The sequence below is a fragment of the Bradyrhizobium sp. STM 3557 genome, from assembly GCF_045571465.1.
Classification (GTDB): Bacteria; Pseudomonadota; Alphaproteobacteria; order Rhizobiales; family Xanthobacteraceae; genus Bradyrhizobium.
The window spans coordinates 2,805,208-2,827,003 of the sequence record NZ_CP120697.1; the positions used below are offsets into that span (position 1 = coordinate 2,805,208).

At 62.5% G+C, this 21,796-nt stretch carries 16 protein-coding genes and 4 pseudogenes; 17 read left to right on the forward strand and 3 right to left on the reverse strand.

Annotation, left to right across the window (positions count from 1 at the left end):
• The first annotated feature begins 7 nt into the window (after positions 1-7).
• The 10 genes and pseudogenes from P6U24_RS12740 (at position 8) to tnpC (ending at position 12,074) form a co-directional block, all read left to right on the forward strand.
• On the forward strand, positions 8-877 hold the full coding sequence (locus P6U24_RS12740; RefSeq protein ID WP_407159461.1) for a histidine kinase dimerization/phosphoacceptor domain -containing protein: 870 nt from the start codon (positions 8-10) through the stop codon (positions 875-877).
• Positions 874-1,998, forward strand: a complete 1,125-nt coding sequence (locus P6U24_RS12745) for an efflux RND transporter periplasmic adaptor subunit (protein WP_407159462.1) — start codon at positions 874-876, stop codon at positions 1,996-1,998. Before P6U24_RS12740 ends, P6U24_RS12745 begins: the two co-directional genes overlap by 4 nt.
• Positions 1,995-3,071, forward strand: coding sequence for an efflux RND transporter periplasmic adaptor subunit (locus P6U24_RS12750; RefSeq protein ID WP_407159463.1), 1,077 nt, complete (start codon positions 1,995-1,997; stop codon positions 3,069-3,071). The genes P6U24_RS12745 and P6U24_RS12750 overlap by 4 nt, the downstream gene beginning before the upstream one ends.
• Positions 3,068-6,223: an efflux RND transporter permease subunit gene (locus P6U24_RS12755; protein ID WP_407159464.1), complete on the forward strand. Its 3,156-nt coding sequence runs from the start codon at positions 3,068-3,070 to the stop codon at positions 6,221-6,223. Before P6U24_RS12750 ends, P6U24_RS12755 begins: the two co-directional genes overlap by 4 nt.
• Before the next feature lie 420 nt (positions 6,224-6,643).
• Positions 6,644-7,142, forward strand: a pseudogene (locus P6U24_RS12760) (tyrosine-type recombinase/integrase); the annotation flags it as partial.
• Positions 7,143-7,669: 527 nt separating this feature from the next.
• Positions 7,670-8,161: a hypothetical protein gene (locus P6U24_RS12765; protein WP_407159465.1), complete on the forward strand. Its 492-nt coding sequence runs from the start codon at positions 7,670-7,672 to the stop codon at positions 8,159-8,161.
• A gap of 44 nt (positions 8,162-8,205) precedes the next feature.
• A pseudogene (ftsZ, locus tag P6U24_RS12770) lies at positions 8,206-9,159 on the forward strand (cell division protein FtsZ); the annotation flags it as partial.
• Between the two features lie 488 nt (positions 9,160-9,647).
• A complete protein-coding gene (gene tnpA / locus P6U24_RS12775; RefSeq protein WP_407153975.1) occupies positions 9,648-10,052 on the forward strand; it encodes an IS66-like element accessory protein TnpA in 405 nt (134 codons plus the stop codon).
• Positions 10,049-10,399: an IS66 family insertion sequence element accessory protein TnpB gene (tnpB, locus tag P6U24_RS12780; RefSeq protein WP_407153976.1), complete on the forward strand. Its 351-nt coding sequence runs from the start codon at positions 10,049-10,051 to the stop codon at positions 10,397-10,399. The genes tnpA and tnpB overlap by 4 nt, the downstream gene beginning before the upstream one ends.
• Before the next feature lie 142 nt (positions 10,400-10,541).
• Positions 10,542-12,074 carry an IS66 family transposase gene (gene tnpC, locus P6U24_RS12785; protein WP_407160438.1) on the forward strand — a complete coding sequence of 511 codons (1,533 nt, stop codon included), beginning with the start codon at positions 10,542-10,544 and terminating at the stop codon, positions 12,072-12,074.
• 1,195 nt (positions 12,075-13,269) lie between these two features.
• Here the strand turns inward: tnpC and P6U24_RS12790 are convergent.
• A complete protein-coding gene (locus P6U24_RS12790; protein ID WP_407159466.1) occupies positions 13,270-14,049 on the reverse strand; it encodes a hypothetical protein in 780 nt (259 codons plus the stop codon).
• Between the two features lie 745 nt (positions 14,050-14,794).
• Here P6U24_RS12790 and P6U24_RS12795 point away from each other — a divergent pair.
• The 5 genes from P6U24_RS12795 to P6U24_RS12815 all read left to right on the forward strand — a co-directional run bounded on the left by P6U24_RS12795 (position 14,795) and on the right by P6U24_RS12815 (position 19,183).
• Positions 14,795-15,034: an MFS transporter gene (locus P6U24_RS12795; protein WP_407159467.1), complete on the forward strand. Its 240-nt coding sequence runs from the start codon at positions 14,795-14,797 to the stop codon at positions 15,032-15,034.
• Between the two features lie 12 nt (positions 15,035-15,046).
• The gene (locus tag P6U24_RS12800) at positions 15,047-15,427 is read left to right on the forward strand and encodes a hypothetical protein (RefSeq protein ID WP_407160822.1); all 381 of its coding nucleotides are present in this window, start codon (positions 15,047-15,049) and stop codon (positions 15,425-15,427) included.
• Positions 15,388-15,834, forward strand: a complete 447-nt coding sequence (locus tag P6U24_RS12805) for an MFS transporter (protein ID WP_407159468.1) — start codon at positions 15,388-15,390, stop codon at positions 15,832-15,834. Before P6U24_RS12800 ends, P6U24_RS12805 begins: the two co-directional genes overlap by 40 nt.
• Positions 15,835-16,737: 903 nt before the next feature.
• Positions 16,738-17,688 (forward strand): sensor histidine kinase, encoded by a 951-nt coding sequence (locus tag P6U24_RS12810; RefSeq protein ID WP_407159469.1) that lies wholly within the window; start codon positions 16,738-16,740, stop codon positions 17,686-17,688.
• A gap of 496 nt (positions 17,689-18,184) precedes the next feature.
• Positions 18,185-19,183 carry a hypothetical protein gene (locus tag P6U24_RS12815; RefSeq protein WP_407159470.1) on the forward strand — a complete coding sequence of 333 codons (999 nt, stop codon included), beginning with the start codon at positions 18,185-18,187 and terminating at the stop codon, positions 19,181-19,183.
• A 35-nt stretch (positions 19,184-19,218) separates the two neighbouring features.
• Here the strand turns inward: P6U24_RS12815 and P6U24_RS12820 are convergent, their stop codons facing one another.
• Together P6U24_RS12820 and P6U24_RS12825 are read right to left on the reverse strand one after the other, a co-directional pair.
• Complete coding sequence (locus tag P6U24_RS12820) at positions 19,219-19,755, reverse strand: nucleoside kinase (RefSeq protein ID WP_407159471.1); 537 nt, start codon at positions 19,753-19,755, stop codon at positions 19,219-19,221.
• A gap of 378 nt (positions 19,756-20,133) precedes the next feature.
• Positions 20,134-20,627: pseudogene (locus P6U24_RS12825) on the reverse strand (transposase); the annotation flags it as partial.
• Positions 20,628-20,649: 22 nt separating this feature from the next.
• Here P6U24_RS12825 and P6U24_RS12830 point away from each other — a divergent pair.
• Together P6U24_RS12830 and P6U24_RS12835 are read left to right on the forward strand one after the other, a co-directional pair.
• Positions 20,650-20,736 (forward strand): annotated as a pseudogene (locus P6U24_RS12830) (DUF2066 domain-containing protein); the annotation flags it as partial.
• Between the two features lie 93 nt (positions 20,737-20,829).
• A complete protein-coding gene (locus P6U24_RS12835) occupies positions 20,830-21,720 on the forward strand; it encodes an SH3 domain-containing protein (RefSeq protein ID WP_407159472.1) in 891 nt (296 codons plus the stop codon).
• Positions 21,721-21,796: the final 76 nt, after the last annotated feature.

Genomic DNA, 21,796 nt, shown 5'->3' on the forward strand with positions numbered 1-21,796 from the left:
GGTTGTCGTGACAGTGTTCACCCGTGACCCGCCAGCTTTGCAGGAAGGTGTCCTGCTCCGGGAGCTGCATCACAGGGTTTCCAACAGTGTCGCCGCGGTCGTCGGCCTGGTCTCGGCCGCGGCCGTTCGGGCCGAAGGCGAGGAGGCCAAGCGCGCTCTGGGCGAGGTCGTCGAGCTGCTGCAGGGCTGTGCAGAGGTGCATCGGACCCTGGAGCAGCCCAGCAGCGACACCCTGATACACGCCGCGTCCTACATCCACAAATTGGGTCACGGCATGCGCCGGGCGCTGCTGGACCCGATGAACATCCAGCTGACATTCGCCACTCAGTCACTCGCGCTCCAGCCCGAGCGCTGCTGGCGGCTCGGCCTACTCCTCCACGAGCTCGTGTCGATCGCGGCAAGGCACGCCTGCTTCGAAGCAAAACTCGGCCGGATAGAGGTCAGGCTGACGCGCGTCGGCGCCCTGGTCAACTGTATCGTCGCCGACAATGGCTGGCGCTCGGCCCGCAATGTGTCGGATCGCGAGTTTCGCGTGACGAAGGATCTTGTCAAGGCGCTCGGCGGCCGCCTCAAGCACGGCTTCGGCGACGAGTTCACGTCGATGATCGTGTCTTTCCCGCTGACAAAGCGCGAGCGCGCCGTGAACTGGACGATCGCGACGCGTCAGATGAAGACGCGGCGTCCGATGCGAGCGCTTGCTTCGAATGACACGCCGCGTCCTGCGAGCGCAGCCGCCCGCGATCGTCGCCGCCGCGCGACCGGCACACCCCATCGAAAACCGTCTCTGCCGCGCCGGCACGATCTGGCTGTTCCATACCAGGCCTTGAGCGTGCCCGGCGAGCTGTCGTCATCCTTCCATCCCATGGACGCCCAATGAGATCCCGATCATCGATTTCGCCCCAAGACGTCCGAGTCCAGGCTGTGCCGAAGGTCCTCGTCGTTGCGGTCGCGCTTGTCGCGACCACGCTCAGCGGCTGCAAGCAGGAGGCGGCACCGACGGCCAGCCGTGCCGCAATCGTCCGCACCGCGGTCGTGCAGCCGCGCGACCGGCGGGATTCCATCACCTTGACCGGAGAGGTGCAGGCGCGCTTCCGAGCCGATCTCTCATTCCGCGTCAGCGGCCGCGTGCTGGCGCGCTACGCCGACGTCGGCACCCATGTGAAGACGGGCGAGGTGCTGGCCATCCTCGACCCCGCGGAGCAGCAGGCGGATCTCGACGCTGCAAGCGCAGCAGTGAGCTCAGCGGAGGCGCAACTGCGCGTGGCGAAGGCCACCTTCGAGCGGCAGAGCACGCTGATCAGGAACGGCTTCACCACCCGCACGGTCTATGATCAGGCGCAAGAGGGCTTGCGCACGGCGGAGGGCGCGCTGGAGGCGGCACGCGCGCAGCTCGGCACCGCGAAGGAGGCGCTCGGCTACACGACGTTGCGGGCCGAAGCCGACGGGGTCATCACCGCGCGCAATGTGGAGGCCGGCCAAGTCGTGCCGGCCGCGCAGCCGGTGTTTTCGATCGCGCAGGATGGAGAGCGGGATGCCGTGTTCGACGTCTACGAATCCGTCTTCCTCGGTCAGACCGACAGTCGCCGCGTTGCGCTGTCGCTGGTCTCCGATGAGGGCGTGACAGCCTGGGGGCATGTCAGGGAAGTCTCGCCGGTCATCGATGCGAAGAGCTCGACCATTCGCGTCAAGGTGTCGATCGAGAATCCACCGGCCGCGATGACACTCGGCAGCGTCGTGGCAGGCACGGTCCAAGCGAAGGTGCAGACGCAGATTGCATTGCCTTGGAGCGCGTTGATGGCGAGCGCCGAAAAGCCGGCGGTCTGGACCGTCGATCCGGCGACCCGGACGGCCTCGCTAAAGCCCGTGACGGTCGGCGGCTACGAGGCCGGCGAGGTCTTGATCAAGGCAGGGCTCGCGCCCGGCGAGCGCGTCGTGATCGATGGCGGCAAGCTGCTCAGCGTCGGCCAGCCCGTGACCTATGAGGGAGACCGGTCATGAAGATACAGCTCACGATGTTGGCCGGCGTCGCGGCCTCGACATTGCTGCTCGCCGGCTGTCAGCAGGAAACGCAGGTGCCGGAGCCCGTCCGGCCCGTGTTGTCGACGCTGGTCGAGCCCGGCAAAGGCGAGAGCGCGGTCGCCGTCGGGGTCATCGAACCCCGCTACAAGAGCGATCTCGGCTTTCGCGTGCTGGGCCGGTTGACGTCGCGTCCCGTCTACGTCGGCGATTTCGTCAGCGAAGGACAGATTGTCGGCGCCATCGATCCGATCGCTCTCGACCTTGCTGTTCGTTCGGCGAGAGCACAGCTTGCCAAGGCGCAAGCGCAGCTTGCGACGGCCAAGGCCAACGAGGCGCGGCAGCGCACGCTCATCACCAGCGATGCTACGACGAAGCAGACGCTTGATAATGCCGAGCAGGCGCGCGCCGGTGCCGACGCAAATGTCGCCCAGGAACAGGCGAACCTCACCAAGGCGATCGAGCAGCTCGGCTACGCGCAGATCAAGGCGGACTTCGCCGGCGTCGTTACGGCGGTCGGCGCCGAGGTCGGTCAGGTGGTCTCGCCCGGTCAAACCGTAGTCACGGTGGCAAGGCCGGACATCCGCGAGGCCGTGGTCGACATCGGCGAGGATTTTCCCGTACCGCTCGAAGTTGGGCTGCCCTTTACGGTCGCGCTGCAACTCGTCCCCGAGGTTCAGGTCGAAGGCAAGATACGCGAGGTCGCGCCGCAGGCCGATCCTCTGACCCGCCTGCGCCGGATCCGGACCACGCTCGACAATCCGCCTGAAAGCTTCCGCTTGGGTGCAACCGTTACTGCAAAGCTCGGCAAGGACCAGACGCCGATGCTGCGCCTGCCCGGATCGGCCGTCCTCGACGAGGATGGCGCCCATTTCGTCTGGGTCGTCGATCAGCCGAGCGGCACCGTGTCGCTCCAACAGGTCGATGGCGTCGCCGACGAGGCCGGGATCCGCATCACCGGCGGACTTGCTCCCGGCGCCCGTGTCGTCACCGCCGGCATTCACAGCCTCAAATCCGGACAGCACGTCCGCATCGCACAGGATCAACAGCCATGAAGTCGTTCAACCTTTCCGACTGGGCCCTCGGCCACCGGTCGCTGGTCTGGTATTTCATGATCGCCTTCATGGCGGCCGGCCTGTTCGCCTATCTTCAGCTAGGGCGCCAGGAAGATCCTGATTTCACCATCAAGACCATGGTGATCCAGGCGCAGTGGCCGGGCGCCTCGCCCGAGGAGATGACGCGCCAGGTCACCGACCGCATCGAGAAGAAGCTGGAAGAGCTCGAATCGCTCGACTACACCAAGAGCGTCACGGTCGCGGGTCAGACCACCGTCTTCGTCTACCTGCGCGACTCGACCAAGGCCGCCGACGTGAAGCCGACCTGGGTTCGGGTCCGCAACATGATCGCCGACATCAAGGGCGATTTTCCGCAAGGCGTGATCGGACCGGGCTTCAACGACCGCTTCGGCGACGTGTTCGGCAACGTCTATGCCTTCACCAGCGACGGCTTGAGCCAGCGACAACTGCGCGACCAGGTGGAGGACATCCGCGCCAAGGTGCTGACCGTGCCCAACGTCGGCAAGGTCGACATTCTCGGCGCCCAGGACGAGGTGATCTATCTGGAATTCTCCACCCGCAAGATCGCCGCGCTCGGTCTCGACGTCCACTCGATCATGAACTCGCTGCAGGGCCAGAATGCGGTCGCGCCGTCCGGCGTGTTCCAGGAAGGGCCCGAGCGGATCAGCGTCCGCGTCAATGGTGCGTTCACGTCGGAGGCGAGCCTGAAGGCGGTCAATCTGCGCATCAATGACCGCTTCTTCCCGCTGACCGAGGTCGCGACGATCACGCGCGGCTACGTCGATCCGGCGAAGACGCTGTTCAGGTACAACGGTCAGCCCGCGATCGCACTCGCGATCGGCATGAAGTCCGGCGCCAACCTGCTGGAGTTCGGCGAGGCGCTGAAAGAGCAGATGAACAAGGTCATCGCCGACCTGCCGATCGGCGTCGGCGTTCACCTTGTCGCCGATCAGCCCGTCGTGGTCGAGCATGCCGTGTCCGGCTTTACCGAGGCGCTGTTCGAGGCGGTCATCATCGTGCTCGGCATCAGCTTCCTGAGCCTCGGCTTGCGCGCCGGACTCGTGGTTGCGATTGCCATTCCGCTCGTGCTCGCGATCACCTTCGTGGTGATGGCCTATTGCGGGATCTCGCTGCAGCGCATCTCGCTGGGCGCCCTGATCATCGCGCTCGGCCTACTCGTCGACGATGCCATGATTGCGGTCGAGATGATGGTGGCCCGGCTGGAGATCGGAGATCCCCTCGAGAAGGCGGCAACCCACGTCTATACGTCGACCGCGTTTCCCATGCTGACCGGCACGCTGGTCACCGTGGCCGGCTTCATCCCGATCGGGCTGAACAGCAGCAATGCCGGCGAGTTCACCTTCACCCTGTTCGTGGTGATTGCGGTGTCGCTGATCGTGTCGTGGATCGTGGCCGTGCTGTTCACGCTGCTGCTCGGCGTGACCATCCTGCCGGCCAAGATGAAGGGACATCACGAGCACAAAGGCCGGATGGCGCAGATGTTCGCGCGCCTGCTCCTGTTCTGCATGCACCACCGCTGGAGCACCATCGGCGTGACGGTCGCGGCCTTCCTGCTCGCCTTGTTCGGCTTGCAGTTCGTGCAGCAGCAGTTCTTCCCGTCATCAGACCGCGCCGAGCTGGTGATCGACTGGAACCTGCCGCAGAACGCCTCGATCGCGGATACCAACGCGCAGATCGCGCGATTTGAGCGCGAGCAGCTGCAGGGCAACGGTGCCGTCGAGCACTGGTCGACCTATGTCGGCACAGGTGCGCCGCGCTTCGTGCTCTCGTTCGACGTGCAGACCGCCAATACCTGGTTCGGCCAGCAGGTGATCGTGACGAAGGGCGGCATTGCCGCGCGCGACAAGCTCAAGGCGCAGTTCGAGGACTACCTGAGAAAGACGTTCCCGGGCACGGACACCTACGTCAAGCTGCTCGAGGTCGGGCCGCCCGTCGGACGTCCGGTGCAGTATCGTCTGAGCGGGCCCGACATCGACAAGGTCCGGAACCTGTCGCAGAAGCTCGCCGGCATCGTCCGGAGCAGCCCCGACCTCGGCAACGTCGTGTTCGACTGGATGGAGCCTGCGCGAGTCGTCAAGGTCGATGTCCTGCAGGACAAGGCGCGCCAGCTCGGGGTGACCTCGGAGGACATCGCCACCACCTTGAACTCGGTGCTCGAAGGCACGCCGGTCACGCAGGTCCGTGACAGCATCTATCTCGTCAATGTCACGGGACGAGCGACCGCGCCGGAGCGCGCCTCGATCGATACGCTGCGCGATCTTCAGTTGACCGGGCCCGGCGGCCACTCCGTGCCGCTCGGGGCCGTCGCCAACCTGCGCTACGAGCTCGAGCAGCCGACGATCTGGCGTCGCGCGCGGATTCCGACCATCACACTGAAGGCGGGCGTCATCAGCAACGTCCAGCCGAAGACGATCGTGGATCAGCTCGCGCCGAAAGTGGCCGAGTTCAGCAAGGCGCTGCCGGCCGGCTATTCGGTGCAGATCGGCGGCTCCGTGGAGGAGAGCGCGAAGAGCCAGGCGCCGATCATCGCCGTCGTTCCGCTCATGCTGTTCGTGATGGCGACGGTGCTGATGGTGCAGCTGCAGAGCTTCGCCCGCCTGTTCCTGGTGTTTGCGGTCGCGCCTCTGGCCCTGATCGGCGTTGTCATGGCCATGCTGCCGAGCGGAGCGCCGTTGGGCTTCGTCGCCATTCTCGGCGTGCTCGCGCTCATCGGCATTCTGGTGCGCAACTCCGTGATCCTCATCGTGCAGATCGAGGATCTGAAGAAGGAGGGGCGGCCAGCCTGGGATGCCGTGGTGGAGGCGACCGAGCATCGCATGCGCCCCATTCTGCTGACAGCGGCGGCCGCAAGTCTCGCGCTCATTCCGATCGCGCGCGAGATCTTCTGGGGGCCGATGGCCTACGCGATGATGGGCGGCATCATCGTCGGCACGCTGCTGACCTTGCTGTTCCTGCCGGCGCTCTATGTCGTCTGGTTCAGGATCCAGCCGGAGCAAAACGGTGGAACACACGCACCTTCGATTGAGGGGCCCGAGAGCGAGACGGCGGCAGCGGAGCCCGTTGTCGCTGCCCAACATCCAGCCGAGCCGGTGCTCGAGCTGCAGAACTAGGAATCAAGCATCATGACGTCAAAGATCTCGTCGACCGTCTCTGCAGGCATGGTCCTCGCGGCCATCTCGCTCACTCCCAGCGTAGCCACCGCGCAATTCCTCCCGCCGCCACCGATGGCTCCTCCGGGGCCGCCTCCTGCGGCTGTTGCGGGGCTGCAGCGAAGTGATCGGCTTATTAGGCGGGCGGACCGCAGCGCCGAGCAGACGTTGCAAGTAGGCGTTTGACTCACAAGAGAACGGCCGACACCGCCATCCCACATCGAGATGACTGGTGAGAGTGAACCTAGTTGGAGAACGGAAACTCTAACGCGGCCGCTACCGACCCGACCCATCGTGATTCAGGCCGGACCTCGTCGGCCAGCAAAATTTGAGCTCGCGGGGCAAGTCGGTCGGCCAAACCGGCTGAAACGCATAGACATTTGGTCGGAGGTAGACACCGAAACAAGTTGTCTGCGTTTGGCAGACAGCAAAGAGGGCGCTTCTATCCGTCCAATCGGACTCCCCGTTGTCGAATTCATAGAAGCTCGGCGAAACCAGAAGGTTGGCTCCTATGTCTTTCCTGGGTATGGGGACGACAATGCGTTCGGTAGCTTCGCGAACCATTGGGAGCAGCTCTCCAGAAAATCGCCCCTCCCCGACGTAGCCCCCACACGTTCTACGTCATAGCTTCGCCAGCATCGCGAACGATCTCGGTTTTACCGAGGTGACGATTGCGGCTCTGGTCGGTCATTCGAAGGGATCCGTTACCAGCAAGTACATCCATAGGCTTGACACAGCGCTCATCATGGCAGGCCGACACGATTTCCGGCTAATCCAAGGCGTCCTGGACGGCGTCAAGTTTAAGCAGAGCGAATACGCGTTGGATCGCAAGTCTCATAAAGCGGCGTTGGCGCAATTTCTTAAGTCCGGCAATTGGTGAGCGTCTCAGGGGGCGCTGAGGACGTTCAGAGTCTTGCCGCCTAGAGAGACGACAAGATGAGCGGAGTGTTAATCGTGGATCAGACCTTCGACGTTGTGGAGGAGAGTCCTCCCTGATCGGTGTTTAGGCGCATATACGAGTTGACATGCCGGTTTCCCCTGTTGATCCGGGGCGCGTTTGCTCCAGTTTTGGGTCCAACCAAAGCTGCGGCTATCGCGATCTGATTTGAAGCTCGCACGTCGTTTCCTGAGGACGGAAGATCGATTGCGAAGCGCGCAGGGCTTGCACGGCCAGCAATCCCGTTGTGCAATCAGCCATCGCAGCAGGCCCGCGAAGCAACGTCCATTTTGGCTTCCCAGCTCTCAGTCGCTCCTGCTGTGCTCGCGGTAGCGTCGGGCGTCAGACGAGCTAACGCTCGCTCAGTGGCGGATTGCCGCCTACCATTAACGATCTGTTAACCATCGCAGCCTAGCTTGCGGTTACTTTTCGGTTAACAGACCGCCCGGTTCGTTCCAGGAGAACAACCGATGCCTGCTGAAACGCTGACATATGCCGCACTTGGCGACCGCCTCACAATCTCACCAAAGGCGGCTCGTTCCCTTTCCAGACGGCTCGGGCTGCCCCGCTTACTTTCGGAGGATGGCAAAGCATTGGTGAGAGTGGATCTCGGGGAAATACGGCATACGCCACGGCCACCAGGTCATCGCGAGGCAGGCAACGTCGCCCTGGCGACAAAGATCACGGCGTTGCAGGCGGAGATCGCGCGGCTGGAAGCAACTGTAGAGCGCCACGGGGCCGATCTTGAGCGTGAGCGCGAGCGGGCCGATGGGCTGATGATTGAGCTGCTGCAGGCGACTGCCGAAATTGTGGCGGCTAAGGAGGTGATGGCGCGGGTGGAAGGTTTTCTGCGGATCGATGGCCGGACTGGCGGCCCGGCTGACAGGCACGGACTAGCCGCACGCCGACCCGCGCAACTAGCCGCGGAGTTAGTGGCGGCAGACCGCAAGGCCTCTGGTTAGCATCTCTCATTCCTGGGCTCGCCGGAGAAATCGTGAGGCAAAAAATGACCACCATCACCGATATTCGCGGGATGAAGGCGCGCATTATCGTGTTTGGGGTCGGCGGCGCTGGCGGAAACGCCGTCAACAACATGATCGCGTCCGGACTGCAAGGCGTCGAATTTATCGTCGCTAATACCGACGCGCAGGCGCTCACCATGTCGAGGGCTCAGCGCGTCATCCAGATGGGCGCTCAGGTAACCCAAGGCCTTGGCGCCGGCTCGCAGCCCGAAGTAGGGCGCGCTGCCGCCGAAGAGGCAATCAATGTCATCCGCGACCATTTGAGCGGCGCAAACATGGTCTTCGTTACTGCCGGCATGGGCGGCGGTACCGGCACCGGAGCAGCGGCGGTTATAGCTAAGACCGCGCGTGAGCTTGGCATTCTTACCATTGGTGTTGTCACTAAGCCATTCCACTTCGAGGGCCAGCGCCGCATGCGCTTTGCCGAAGCAGGCATCGCGGAACTGCTCAAGGCGGTAGACACCCTGCTGGTCATCCCAAACCAAAACCTGTTCCGGGTGGCGAACGAGAAGACCACGTTCGCCGATGCATTCGCGCTGGCAGATCAAGTGCTTTATTCGGGCGTGGCATGCATCAGCGACCTTATAGTCAAGGAAGGTCTGATCAATCTCGATTTTGCGGACGTTCTCTCTGTAATGCGCGAGAAAGGCAAAGCCATGATGGGCAGGGGCGAAGCTTCCGGCGCGAAGCGCGTGCTCAATGCCGCCGTGGCCGCAATTTCCAATCCATTGATCGAGGACCCCTCGATCAAGCGCGCTAGTGGCCTCATAATCTCCATCACTGGCGGAAAGGACCTCATGCTGTTCGAGGTCGACGAGGCCGCATCCCGCATTCGCGAAGAGGTCGATGAGGACGCCAACATCATCGTCGGCGCCACTTTCGATGAAAGTCTGGAAGGTATCGTTCGCGTCTCCGTGGTGGCGACCGGCATTGATAATCTTGGCTCGACGAGCCAGACGCAACCAGCGAGCTCACTCATCGACGTTGCCAGTAAGCTACGCAACGACAGCAATCGCGGCGCCGAGCCTATCGAGCGCACTGCACCACCGCCGCAATTAAGGAGGCCTGTGCTCCCCCCGACGCCCCGCCACCCTGAACGGGTGCCGACAAAGCCGATTCCGGAATATGCGCGCTACGCGGCTCCGCGGAGCCTCGTGCACGGCCGCCTGTCCGCTGTACGCAATTCCATCGAGCAAGCAGTTCTCGATATCCCGGCCTTCCTGGGCCGCAAGGCTAACTGAGCCCTCGTAAGAAACCAATTGGCTCGTTTAAGAGTGCGCCGGCGAAAGCTTGCGGCCGATCGTCCGATTGATCGAGCGATTGTTTGATCAGCCCACAACTGCTGAACAGCTTTCCGCGCCAGCAGCGTACCCCTCCGGTGAGAACCGCCTTGCGCTGATGCAGGGAGGCGCGAAGACATAGTCGTATGACTGAGCATACGACTATGCCGAAGGTGTCGCGGCTTGAGGTGATCCAGACCGGGTCGCGGCGTCGCTGGACGCTGGAAGAGAAGCGGCGGATCGTCGCCGAGAGCGATAGCGGCACGCGGCAGGTCTCGGCAACCGCCCGGCGGTATGGCTTGTCGACCGGTCAGTTGTTCACCTGGCGTCGGCTGGCACGCAAGGGGCGACTGGGCGGGAATGCCGAGCCCGTGTCGTTTGCCGAAGCGGTGATTGCGGATGGAGGATCGGCCGCGGCGGCATCGCCGCCTCCCGCTGGTGGGTGCAGACGCATGGAGATCGTGCTTGCGGATGGGCTGCGGGTCATCGTCGAGCAAGGCGTCGATCCCGGTGCGCTGGCGCGGATGATCGGCGCGCTGGAGCGGCGATGACGATCCCTATTCCGAGCGGGGCGCGGGTGTGGCTGGCGACAGGCCGCACCGACATGCGCAAGGGGTTCGATGGGCTGGCGCTGCTGGTGCAGGAGACCCTCAAGCGCGATCCGCATGGCGGCCACCTGTTCGTATTCCGCGGCCGGCGCGGCGACCTGATCAAAGTGCTGTGGCACGATGGCCAGGGCATGTGCCTGTTCTCCAAGCGCCTGGAGCGCGGCCGCTTCATCTGGCCGTCGCCGGCGGACGGGACGGTGGCGATCACGCCGGCCCAACTCGGGTATCTCCTGGAAGGGATCGACTGGCGGCTGCCGCAGCGGACATGGCGGCCGGAGGCGGCGGGCTGAACGCGTTGGAGCGCGATAGGAAGGGCATACAAACCGCGCGCCCTGTGATTCCATCATTGGCGATGAGCCCCAGTGATTCTCCCCGGATGAGATCGAGAGATTGACGCGCCTGCTGCGCGATCGCGACGCCGAGATCGCGCGGATGCGTGCCGAGGCGACTGGCGCGGAGGCTCTGATCACGCATCTGCGTCTGACGATTGCGAAGATGCGGCGCGAGCTCTTTGGACAGCGCAGCGAGCACAAGGCGCGGCTCCTTGACCAGATGGAGCTTCAGCTTGAGGAGCTGGAAGCAACTGCGGCGGAGGACGAACTTGCGGCCGAGAAGACAGCCGCTGCTGTTGGCGAGACGCCGCCGCTGTCTGCGTTCCCGCGCAACAAGCCTGCGCGCAAGCCGTTCCCGGCGCATCTGCCGCGCGAGCGGGTCGTGCTGCCCGGTCCCGATGCCTGCGCCTGCTGTGGCTCGACCCGGCTCGCCAAGCTCGGCGAGGATGTTACTGAGACACTGGAGGTGGTGCCGCGGCAGTGGAAGGTCGTGCAATACGTGCGCGAGAAGTTCACCTGCCGGGACTGCGAGAAGATCACGCAGGTGCCTGCGCCGTTCCACGTTCTGCCGCGCGGCTTCGCCGGGCCTTCTCTGTTGGCGATGATCCTGTTCGAGAAGTACGGGCAGCACCAGCCGCTCAATCGCCAGTCGGAGCGCTACGCGCGCGAGGGCATCGCGCTGAGCCTGTCGACGCTCGCCGACCAGGTGGGCGGTTGCGCGGCGCTGCTGCGGCCGCTGCATGATCTGATCCGTGCGCACGTGCTCGCGGGCAACCGCGTCCATGGCGACGAGACCCCGGTGCCAGTGCTTGCCAAGGGCCAGACGGCGACTGGACGGGCCTGGGTCTATGTGCGCGACGATCGCCCATTCGGCGGCCACGATCCACCAGCGGCAGTGTTCTTCTACTCGCGCGACCGCGCGGGCGAGCACGCCGAGCGTCACCTGCACGGCTATGGCGGCATCCTGCAGGCCGACTGCTACGCTGGCTTCAACCGGCTGTACGAGGCCGGCCGCAAGGGAGGGCCGATCACCGAGGCCGCTTGCTGGGCGCATGCTCGGCGCAAGTTCTTCGTGCTCGCCGACGTCACCGCCAAGGCGCGTGGCAAACTCGCCGTCATCGCGCCGATGGCGTTCGAGGCGGTGAAGCGCATCGACGCGATCTTTGACGTCGAACGCAAGATCAACGGCCGGGTGCCGCTCGAACGGCTCGCCGAGCGCGCGCTGCGCGTTGCGCCGCTGGTCGCTGATCTGCAGATCTGGATGCGCACCGAGCGCGCTAAGCTGTCACGGCACTCCGAGGTCGCCAAGGCCATGGACTATATGCTCAAGCGCTGGGAGACGTTCGCGCGCTTTCTCTCCGACGGCCGCATCTGCCTGACCAATAACGCCGCCGAGCGCGAGTTGCGCGGCATCGCACTCGGCCGCAAGGCGTGGCTGTTCGCCGGCTCCGATCGCGGCGGCGAACGGGCCGCCGTGATGTACACGCTGATACAGACCGCCAAGCTCAACGACGTCGACCCTCAGGCTTGGCTCGCCGACGTCCTCGCTCGAATCAACGACCACAACATCCGCACGCTTGACCAGCTTCTGCCTTGGAATTGGAAGCTCTCAGCCCAGAAGCTCGTCGCCTGATCCTTGGACTGGCGGGGCGGCAATCGACTAACCCGCGGTCTTCACCGGATACTTACCCAGCAGCCTGTGCTCAGGTTCTTGCTGTAGTCGCATACATATGGTTGAGCCGCAGTCGGGACGGCCCGTGTTCGCGGCGCAAACTACTCCCCATTTGCTCAACATCTTGGTGCAACTCAAGACAGCTATTGCCCGGTGACTCGAGTTACGTTGCTATCAACGTTCGCACGCTTGTCTTGAATGTAGTCTTGGCGGCGGGTTTGTTTATCCGGCTTTGGACAGACGTCCCGTCCCTAGTGCCGCCTGATGAATTCCGGCTGGCACTTGTGGTGACTATCATGTCGGGCGAAAGCTTGGACCATTCGGAGCGACAGGGACGGGGCGTCTCAATGCGAATGCCGGAGCCGCGCGCCTCGTCTAGTTTGAGGCTATGTCGTATTGGAATAAAGTCCCCAGAGGACGGCGAAGCGGGTCGTTAGCGGGATCGCCAGTAAGGCCTTTGATAACAATTTCTGCACTACTATCTCCTTGGATCTATCCATCCTACGTCGCGCTGTTGGTTTGACCTTGCGAGCCATACGCGAAGTGAAATATTCCGTCCCTTATCTTGCCCGCGAACTGGTAAGTATCCGCGCGCCAGATTCCTCTCTTTTCGCAAATCTCTCTGATTACCCAAACTCCATCGAACTTGTTTGGGCGGCCGAGCTCGGTTGCTCGAACCAGGCAATTCTGGACTTGGCAAGTCCCGCAAGTGCGCAAGTCGGAAACCTAGCAGTGTGTTCCTTAAAAGCAGCCTTTGTCCCAACGCTCTCCGCATTTTTTCCAATGTTCCGAAGCGCCAGCGCATGGATCTGTTGCCGCATAGCAACGCTCCTGGCGCGTCGATCAGTATCTGTCGGAATGTGGAAAATGCAAGCAGTCGCGAGTAGCGAGCCGGGCTGCCATCGGCCGCGACAGCGTGTTTGCGACAGGTATTGCTATAGCGATTTTTGGGGGAGCATCAGATCAAGTCTCGGCTGCTATTTGCTACTTCGGTCAGCATGGCTACCCTAAACGACGAATGGATAGCGTGAGAATAAGCGCATCAGCCCGCGACTGAAGGCGTCGAAGCCGATTCGAACGGAAGATACTGCGCCCGCTCGGGTGCCACCAAATGCAGTCTCTTCTCAGCCACGAATCAGCTCCGGATCGGCGTCGTTCACTGGTTGGTGTAGCCCCGAGCCCATCGTTCTCTCAATAGCGAGACAGCACAGGCTTCCCGAAACGCGCCGCTCGAGCTTAAGATTGCGACAACTCCAAGGACCATCAGCAGCAAGCCCACCCAGCTTGCCATCCAATCTGTTCTCTGGTCGCTCGCCTCCGCAAGGCGCATGCCGGCAGGCACAGCCGAACGCGCGGAGGTCTTCTCGTCAGCGTCGCGTCCAACCGATAGGAGCTTCTCCACGTCAACTTGCGGCGACACGAACTGCTCGAGCGTGAGCTGGCTGGGCGGAAGATTTGTAATCGGTGCTGTCCGCATCGGGTCGCTCGTGCCCGTACTGAAGACGGACGCGGCATCAGCTACCTTGATTTGGCCTGCAAGTGGCGTGGGCTGAACCCCCTCGGCTGGTGCGGAGCGCGGCAACTCGGCGCGCGCATCAGCCACGGAGCTTCGTCTGCGCCGGGCCTTGTCGGTCTCGTTGGGACCGGCGCCGCGATTGACTGCGCGGCGATGAACCGGCCTTTGTACCGTCGCAATCCCCTCTGCTAGGAACCAGCATTTGCGGTGGCCATCGCGCCGATACACCCAGCGCTGCCCTTCTCCGGTTGAGTTGCCCGGCTGCGGTAGGCATTCCTCTTGCGGGGAAGAAGTTGTTGCAGCGTCCTCGTGGGGAGCGTTTTTAAAAAAGTCTACAAAAGGGTTGGAGAACGCAGGCGTGCTCGAAAGACCTCCAACAAGAGCCAAGCCGGCGAAGCAAATTCGCAAATGACCGGACATCGAAAACTCCCGGCGCTGCGCCCCCTCTTGGCACGACCCTTCGCGGCGACATGGGCCGCCATGCGGCCCAAATCGGGCGGCATGGTGAATTTATTGTGCTTCTGAAGTGAGATCCGGGTTCGAATTGAAAGTACAGTCCAGCAACTCGCGGTCGCGAAATAAAAATTGCGCTCTCTCCGGTCGAGCCAGTCGATCGCCAGACATCGTTCGCTGTGAGGCGAGGCCTTATGCTTCGGTTTCGGTGGTGTTCGCCGTTCGCGCGGCCGTTTTGCGCTGCTACAGCTGTCGAGCGACCTCGGCTTGAGTTCCGAGGTCGCCAACCTTTAGGGAAGTTTGCTCTCGACCTCAAAAGCGGGATGAGCACCGATGGGCGCTAGTGCGGAAGCTGTTCCGCGGCCCATCATTAGAATGGCCGAAGCGTTTTCGCGCTGGCCGTCTCGTTTCCATGTCCGACCTCACTACAATTCTGAATCGTCGAAGCCACTGTGGTCCCGAATAATATCCTATCGGCCAAGCGCTGCGGCTGAACGCCAGCGCTCGTGAGCGGCCGAAGTGTGTTGCACGCAGTTGGGCACCAACTTGCCGGTTCTTCACCGTGGCGCTGATGGGTTGCGCGGCTACACTGCAGCAAACCAAGAACTATCGGACGAGCCCGGTTTTGCCAGCATCGCTGCTGCGGAGATTGCAACGGACTCGAGATCTTGGCGTAGAGCGTTGGCAAAACCTTATTGAGTGAGTCGAGGCCGTGCCTGGGTCAATCGCCTATATTGCTCTTTACGGTGCCCTGTACGCCGCATTCGGCGCGGCGTCGCCATTCTGGCCAAAGTTTTTCGAGACGAGAGCGCTGACGCCCCAGCAGATCGGTTCGATCGTGGCTGCGGCAATGTTGATGCGGCTTGTCTCCGGCCCGTGTGTTGGAAGGCTCGCTGATGTCCTCGGCTCATTGCGTCTGGTGCTCGCAAGCTGTGCCATGTGCGCTGCCTGAGCCGCAGCTGCCTTGATCTGGGCAGATGGGTTTTGGTTGCTGCTTGTTGTCGCTTTAGCTCAAGCCGCGGCACTTGCTCCGACGACCTCGATTGCGGATGCGTTGTCGGTGAATGTAGCCATATCCCAGGTGGCCGGCAGGCCCTTTGAATACGGCTGGATACGGGGATCGGGCTCGGCGGCCTTCGTTGTGGGCACGATTGTCGTTGGACGACTCATCGGTCCGGCTGACCTCATCCCCGTTGTTTGGATGAATGCGAGCTTACTGATCGTGGCGGCCTGCGCGACAGTGTTTGTCCCCCTGCTATTCCTCGGGCCGCTTTACATAACCATCGTTGGTTTGCTGTGGGTGAGGTGCACGCCCTTCTGGCGATTCCGCGATTTCGGATCCTGATTCTGGTCTCAGCCTTGGTCTATGGCAGCCACGCGATGCATGACGCATTCGCGGTCATTCGGTGGAGCGACGCTGGAATAGGCACTTCGGCTATAAGCTTCCTGTGGTCAGAAGCGGTGGCCGCGGAAGTTTTCGTGTTCTTTGTCGTGGGTCCTGCATTGATCGACCGGTTTGGCGTCCGTGGCGCGGCTACCTTCGCCGCCGCAGCCGGGATCATACGTTGGCTGATTGCGGGCGTGACGACCTCCATTTTACTTTTATCATTGATACAGCCCTTGCACGGACTGACCTTTGCATTGCTCCATCTCGCTTGCATGCGCATGATGAGGGCATTTGTCCCCCAAGGACGGCCGCCACCGCCCAAGCGCTTTATGCGTTCGGTTCAGGCCTCGTTACGGCTACGCTGATATCGTTGTCCGGGATTCTTTATGCTCGATATGCGGGAGCGGCATTCTTGCCGATGGCAACGCTCTGTGCAGTAGCGCTTCCGTTTGCCTGGCATGGCTTTGCCGATGAACGAGATCGATGCGGGCTTTCTTAATAAAGCTGCCGCTCGCCGGCATCCAGCCGGGCGGTGGCAAGGCCGCCATCACCTCGATTTCGTTCTAACCGGCGACGAGGGCATCCGGTGGTCCTGGCCTGGTGCGAAGACGGAATCGAGGTGATGGCACCTGGTACCCGACGGCGTCCTGTCAAACCGAGGGAGGACACAGCAGTCGAGCTTTGTCTTCAAGCGTCATGGTCGAGGGATTGGCTGCGGTGTCGGCGAGGCTTGAGGCGCGGCGGGCTGCGGAGACAATAGTGTAGGAGCGGGTTCCTGCCGAACGGCGGCGGTGGGCGCTTGATCGCCACCGCCATGAGGGATGCATGTTCCTGTGTTGCCAAGAAGTCGTTTGGCCTGCAGGTTACGGGCCTTGGAATAGTCACGTCGTCGTTCGATGTTGGCTGCTGCCCATCGGTCCCAGGCATCGAAAGCGTCGGCATAGTGTACGCATCTGCTCTTCGGCGGCCAGGCAATCGGTGAACTTGTCAAAGACCAGGTCGGTGTTGACCGGGCTTATGCCACTCACCAGGACCACAAGCATCCACTTCATCGATCACCCCCATTGGCACGCTACAACGCACACGGGCGCTCGCTGCGCCGATCTTGCGCGAGGCGTTGGGTGCGAGTTCGCTTCCTCCACAGAGGTCCCAACGGTTGATAGAGCAACAGTGACCCGAGGTGCTGGTTCCATCCGCGAAGATCCCGCGCAGAGCGCAATTGCTGCGACTGCAGCGGAACGGCAATTCCCGTCCGCGGTTTGGAGTGCATGAACCGGCTATATCCGTTGGTGCTGGAGCACAAGCTTCCGCGCGTCGTGCGATATTGCATTTCCGCCTGCATTATGATGGTTTGCGCCGTACTCCAAATGGCGCTTCAAATGCAGACGGGGGCGCCTGGATACTTCCTCCTGCTGCCTGGCGTGTTTCTTTCGGGTCTGATCTTCGATCGCGGCTCTGGGGTCTTCGCTGCCGTGATCGCTGTTGCCGTGGGGGCTTATCTCAGCTACGCGGGCAGCCCAGGGCCCAATTACCTAGCAACCAACGGGTTGTTCGCCATTACCGCGGCCGGCACAGCCTCGGTCGCCGAGTTCCAGCGTGCCGAGCTCGGGCGGGTCATGCTTGCGGACAAAACCAAGGCGGTGCTGCTGCAAGAGATGGCGCATCGCACGAAGAACAATCTGGCTATTCTCAGCGGCATGATCCGGCTTGAGGCAAGGCACGGTGGGCCCGAGGTCGCGGCAGCGCTGGAGGCGACTGCGCGCAGAATACAGGTGATGGCCGAAGTCTACGACCACCTCGCAGTCAAGCAGGAATTGCGCACCGTCAATATGCGCTACTTCCTTAATGATGTCGTCCACAAGGTCTTCCAGTCCTTGGCGCCATCCGCGCCGGTTGCCTTCCAGGTGCTTTGCGAAGAGTTCTCTCTGCCGCATGCTACCGCATTGGCGATCGGTATCATTGCCAACGAGCTCGTCACGAACTCGCTGAAGTACGGGTTTCCCGACGAAAGGGCAGGGCACATTACCGTCGAGCTTTCGAAGACAAATGAAATCGAGCTGTCAGTGTCGGACAATGGCATCGGTCTCACTGCGGCAGCCGAACCCGGTGGATTGGGTTCGCGGATTGTCCAACTCCTGACGCAGCAGCTAGAGGGAGAGATCGCGTACGAACGGCTGAATCCCGGATTGCGCGTAAGGGTACGCACGCGTTCCAGTTAGACCGTTGCCACCTCGACGCCGGCTCTCATTCCGGCGTCTCAGTTGATACTATCAATCCGATGGCGGCCCGCGATTTCTCGCAAGGCCCTGATGACGTCGTTGGGATGGTAGGGCTTCTGTAAGGTCAGGCTGCCGGGCACCGGCCGGACGGCGACTGGCGAGAAACCGCTCGCATAGGTGACCGGAAGGTCGGGGGCGTGCTCGCGGTAGCATTCGGCAATCTGCCAACCGTCGGGCCGGGCAGCTTGATGTCGGTGACGAGCACGTCTGCGATCCGCCGCTCCCACCAAACAAGCGCCTCTTCCCGGTGGACGCATGGATAACCTCGTAGCCTTCATCGCGCAGTGCTTCGACCACGAGCTCTCGAATAAACGGATCGTCTTCGACGAACAAGATTCGCACCGGCGGCTCCTCGGCAGCCGATTATCACAGGTTAAAATTGAACTGAGAATGAGGCAAACCGTTTGCCCGGTCCAATTCGCCGAGAGCGTCAACCATGATTCCTGCTGCCCGACCAGCAACTCTGCAGGATCTTCCGGCGATCGTCGCATTGTTGATCGAGGATGCCGGGGCGCGAAACTCACTGGACCCTATACTCTGGCGCGTTGCTGGAAATGCTTCCACGCGGATCGAAACAGCGGCTGGTGCCGTCCTCAACGGATTGCAGGCCGTAGGGCAGGAGCTGTGGTTCGTCGCCGAGCAAGCGGGCCGAATTGTCGCTGTCATGCATGCGATGCTGGTTCCGGTTCCCCCGATCTATGATGGGTCGGCTGGGCATCCCGGATTGCTCCTCGATGATTGCTTCGTATCTCCCGATGCCCCTTTAGGCACGGGCGAAGCTTTGCTGGCCGCAACCGAGGCTGCGCTGACAGCGGCCGGGGCGCCGCGGCTGATTGCGTCCTGTCCGGCAGCGGCTCCATTGCGCACTCTTTACGAGCAGCGCGGCTATGAGCCCGTCACCCTGTACATGGCGAAGCATGGACTAAAGGCTCAGGCCACCCCTTCGGGCGTGCGGTCGGCCAGCACAGACGACATCTCCAGCATCGTTAGGCACAGCTCGCAACATCGGCGGACGCTTGCGGAGATCAACTCTCGCTTCTGGCACATTCATCCTCAGGCCGACACGCGCTTTGGCGCGTGGATGCACCGGAGCTTGAACTTCAAAGACCGCGACGTGCTTGTCGCGACCGCCGGAGGCGAAGTGCGCGGCTATGCCGTCGCGCAGCCGATTGCGCCTCTACTCGTTCCGATCGCACATGAGATCGAGGCCATCGGCGTCATCGACGACTTCTATGACCTGGACTTCGCCGAAGTCTCGGCATTGGCGACGAACGGGACGAGTGGAGCGAGCTTGCTGGCCGCGGCAGAAAGCGCATTTGCGCGGCGCGGCATACACAGCGCTCTCGTGGTCTGCCCCGCGGGCTGGCCATCAAAGATTTCTCTCTTGAAGCAGAGGGGCTACAGGACCGCCAAGATTTGGATGCTGCGGCGTTGATGGATGCTTCTGGCGGCTCGCCGGTGAGCAACGAGCTACAGAGGTCCATGCGAGTCGATTCGTCGGAGGATCTCATCAACGACGTGCGCGAGCGGTGCTGCGGCGTCGATCAAGATACCGTTTTTCGGAAGGTCTTCTTTCGTCTGATGCAGGCGCACAGCGAGCTCACGTTCCTCTGGTTTTCCGCCGAAGTCTGTCGGGTCCAGTACCACCCGCTCATCGATCCGCCGGTTCATGGTGTCCACGTCGACATCGAGGATAAACACGCCGTCGAGGAGGTCGACGAATTTCGCAAAATTCCTCGAGCCGCCGCAGAAGAACGTAAGCGCCTCCGTCTGGTCGACGATATGGGCTTGTACTTTAGCTAAATCCCAGATCTGGTGCTCGGACATCCAGATCGCCGTCGGAGGATCGGTTTCCGGAGCCATCGGCTGGGCCGTATCTGGATCGCCCCGATACACCAACTCCCGATCACCATGAATGGCTTGGTAGCCGCGCCGCCGCAATTCTGTACAAACCGCCGTCTTGCCGGCGCCCGAAACGCCGTCGATCAGATAGTTTCGTCTGCCCATGGCTCAATGATACTCCTTTCGCATGGGACGGTGAATCCACCCAGATTATCCGGAACAACTCGGCTGAAGTAGCGAGGCCTGTGGGGCTGTTCACGATGTGTGCAAATTGAATGGCGCGCAACAAACGTTCCCAGGAAATCGGACTGGCTGGCGTACACGAAGACCATAGGCTGTCTGATCGTCGGTATGTCACTGCGGCAGCTTTTGGCCTATCTCCGACCTTCCGGTCGACACTAGCGATGTCTGCTCCCGGGGCTCAACCGGAAGTAACCCACGGCGGGTCCGAAAGGCGGCTTCTGGCCGATTCCGTTGAAAAAGGCAGCAGTAATCGGCGGTACAGAGGTCGACGCCGAAGCAGCCGAGCCGACTTCACCGATGCTATGCGGGCTTCGGGATCAGCTTCGTCATTTTGCGGAAGGTTTTGAACAGTGGCTGCGAGGGTGAACTCGTCACGTGCACCGTTCCGCCCTCTTAATCTCAACCGATCCAGCTTGAGAATGCGTTTTGAGATGCGCGAATAGCATCTCGATCTTCTTGCGGAGCCGGCGTGAAGTGCGGCCTTCCCATGAGCTTGCGATCTCGCGCGCCATGTCGCGAGCGCCCTCGTAGATCGAACGCGGTACTTTTGGGGCCGGGGTGTTGGGGCAACACCTGCTTTTCAGAGAGCATGCTTGATAATCGTGCTTGCTCGCGCGGTAGAGGATCGTCCTATCATCGTTCACCGGTGTTCCTGTCGTGGTGAGGGTTTTGTCCCCGGGGCACCGATAGACGTCCCTGGCATGGCCGTAGGTGAATGCCTCACGCGAGAAAGTCCCGTCGGTGCGGGCCGACTTGTCGAAGACGGTCACGTGCGGCTCGATCCCGGCTGGATGTCGACGGCTAGTCGCATCGCATCTTGCTGGTGTCACCTTCGACGAAGCGTTTCGGCGCACACTCGGCGGCGCCGCGCAGATCCTATCGGGAAACGGAGCGCCGCAATAGCAATCGCGCTTGCTGCATCGCGACTGCGACAATCCGTGCACGGAACGGCGCGTTTTTTCCTGAGTTCCTCCTTCAAATGAGGAGGTTGTCATCATGAGTCTGAAGACATGTCTCGCTGCAGCACTTGTGGTGGCAGCACCCGTCTCCGCATTGGCCGCACCGGGCTTGGTCCGCAACTCGGCCACGCTGCGCGCCGGACCCGGGTTCGGCTTTCCAGCCGTCGACCGCATTCCAGCCGGCGCCCGCGTCAACATTCATGGCTGCATCCGTGGTGGCGCGTGGTGCGATGTGAGCTATGCGGGAGAGCGCGGCTGGGTCGCCGCCACCAGGCTCGCTTATCTCTATCGCCATCGCTACGTCTATCTGCCTGACTATGCTGATGACGTCCCGATCGTGCCGTTCGTGCTGTCCAGCTATTGGGACAGCTATTATGTCGGCCGGCCCTGGTATCACCGCCACGCTTATTGGGACCGGTACTGGCACCAGCATCCGCCTGCAGTGGCATATGGCTCGCGCCCGCATGCGCGTTTCGCCGGGCGACCCGACGTTGGTGTTGCGCCGGGACCGGCGGTGGTCGGCCGCGGATGGCATCGGCAAGGGCAGGGCGGTTTTGCGCAGCATCAGCGCGGCCCGAGCGGCCCGATCGCGATCGGGCACCAGGCCGGCCCACATCGCTTTGGCGGCATGCAGCCAGGCGCCGGGGCCCATGTTGGCGCGCGCTTCGCGCCCGGCCCCGTAGCCCGTCCTAATCTGACGCCACACAATGTGGCGCCACACATGGCGCAACCCAATTTCGCGCGGCCGAGCGGGCCTCCGATGGCAGCCCACGCGCAGATGGGCGGCGCGCCGCACGGCCCGATCGGTGGTGCCCCGCAGACGGGTGGCGCACCGCACGTCGGTGGTGCCCCGATGGGTGCTGCACCTCATATGGGTGGCGGAGGTGGTGGTGGCCCGCGGGGCGGTGGCCCCGGTCATCCACATTGATCTCGCCCGGCTTATCAATCAGGCAGGAAGCTCGGCATCGCGCCGGGATCGGCTGGATCGAAGGCGCCGAGCTGAA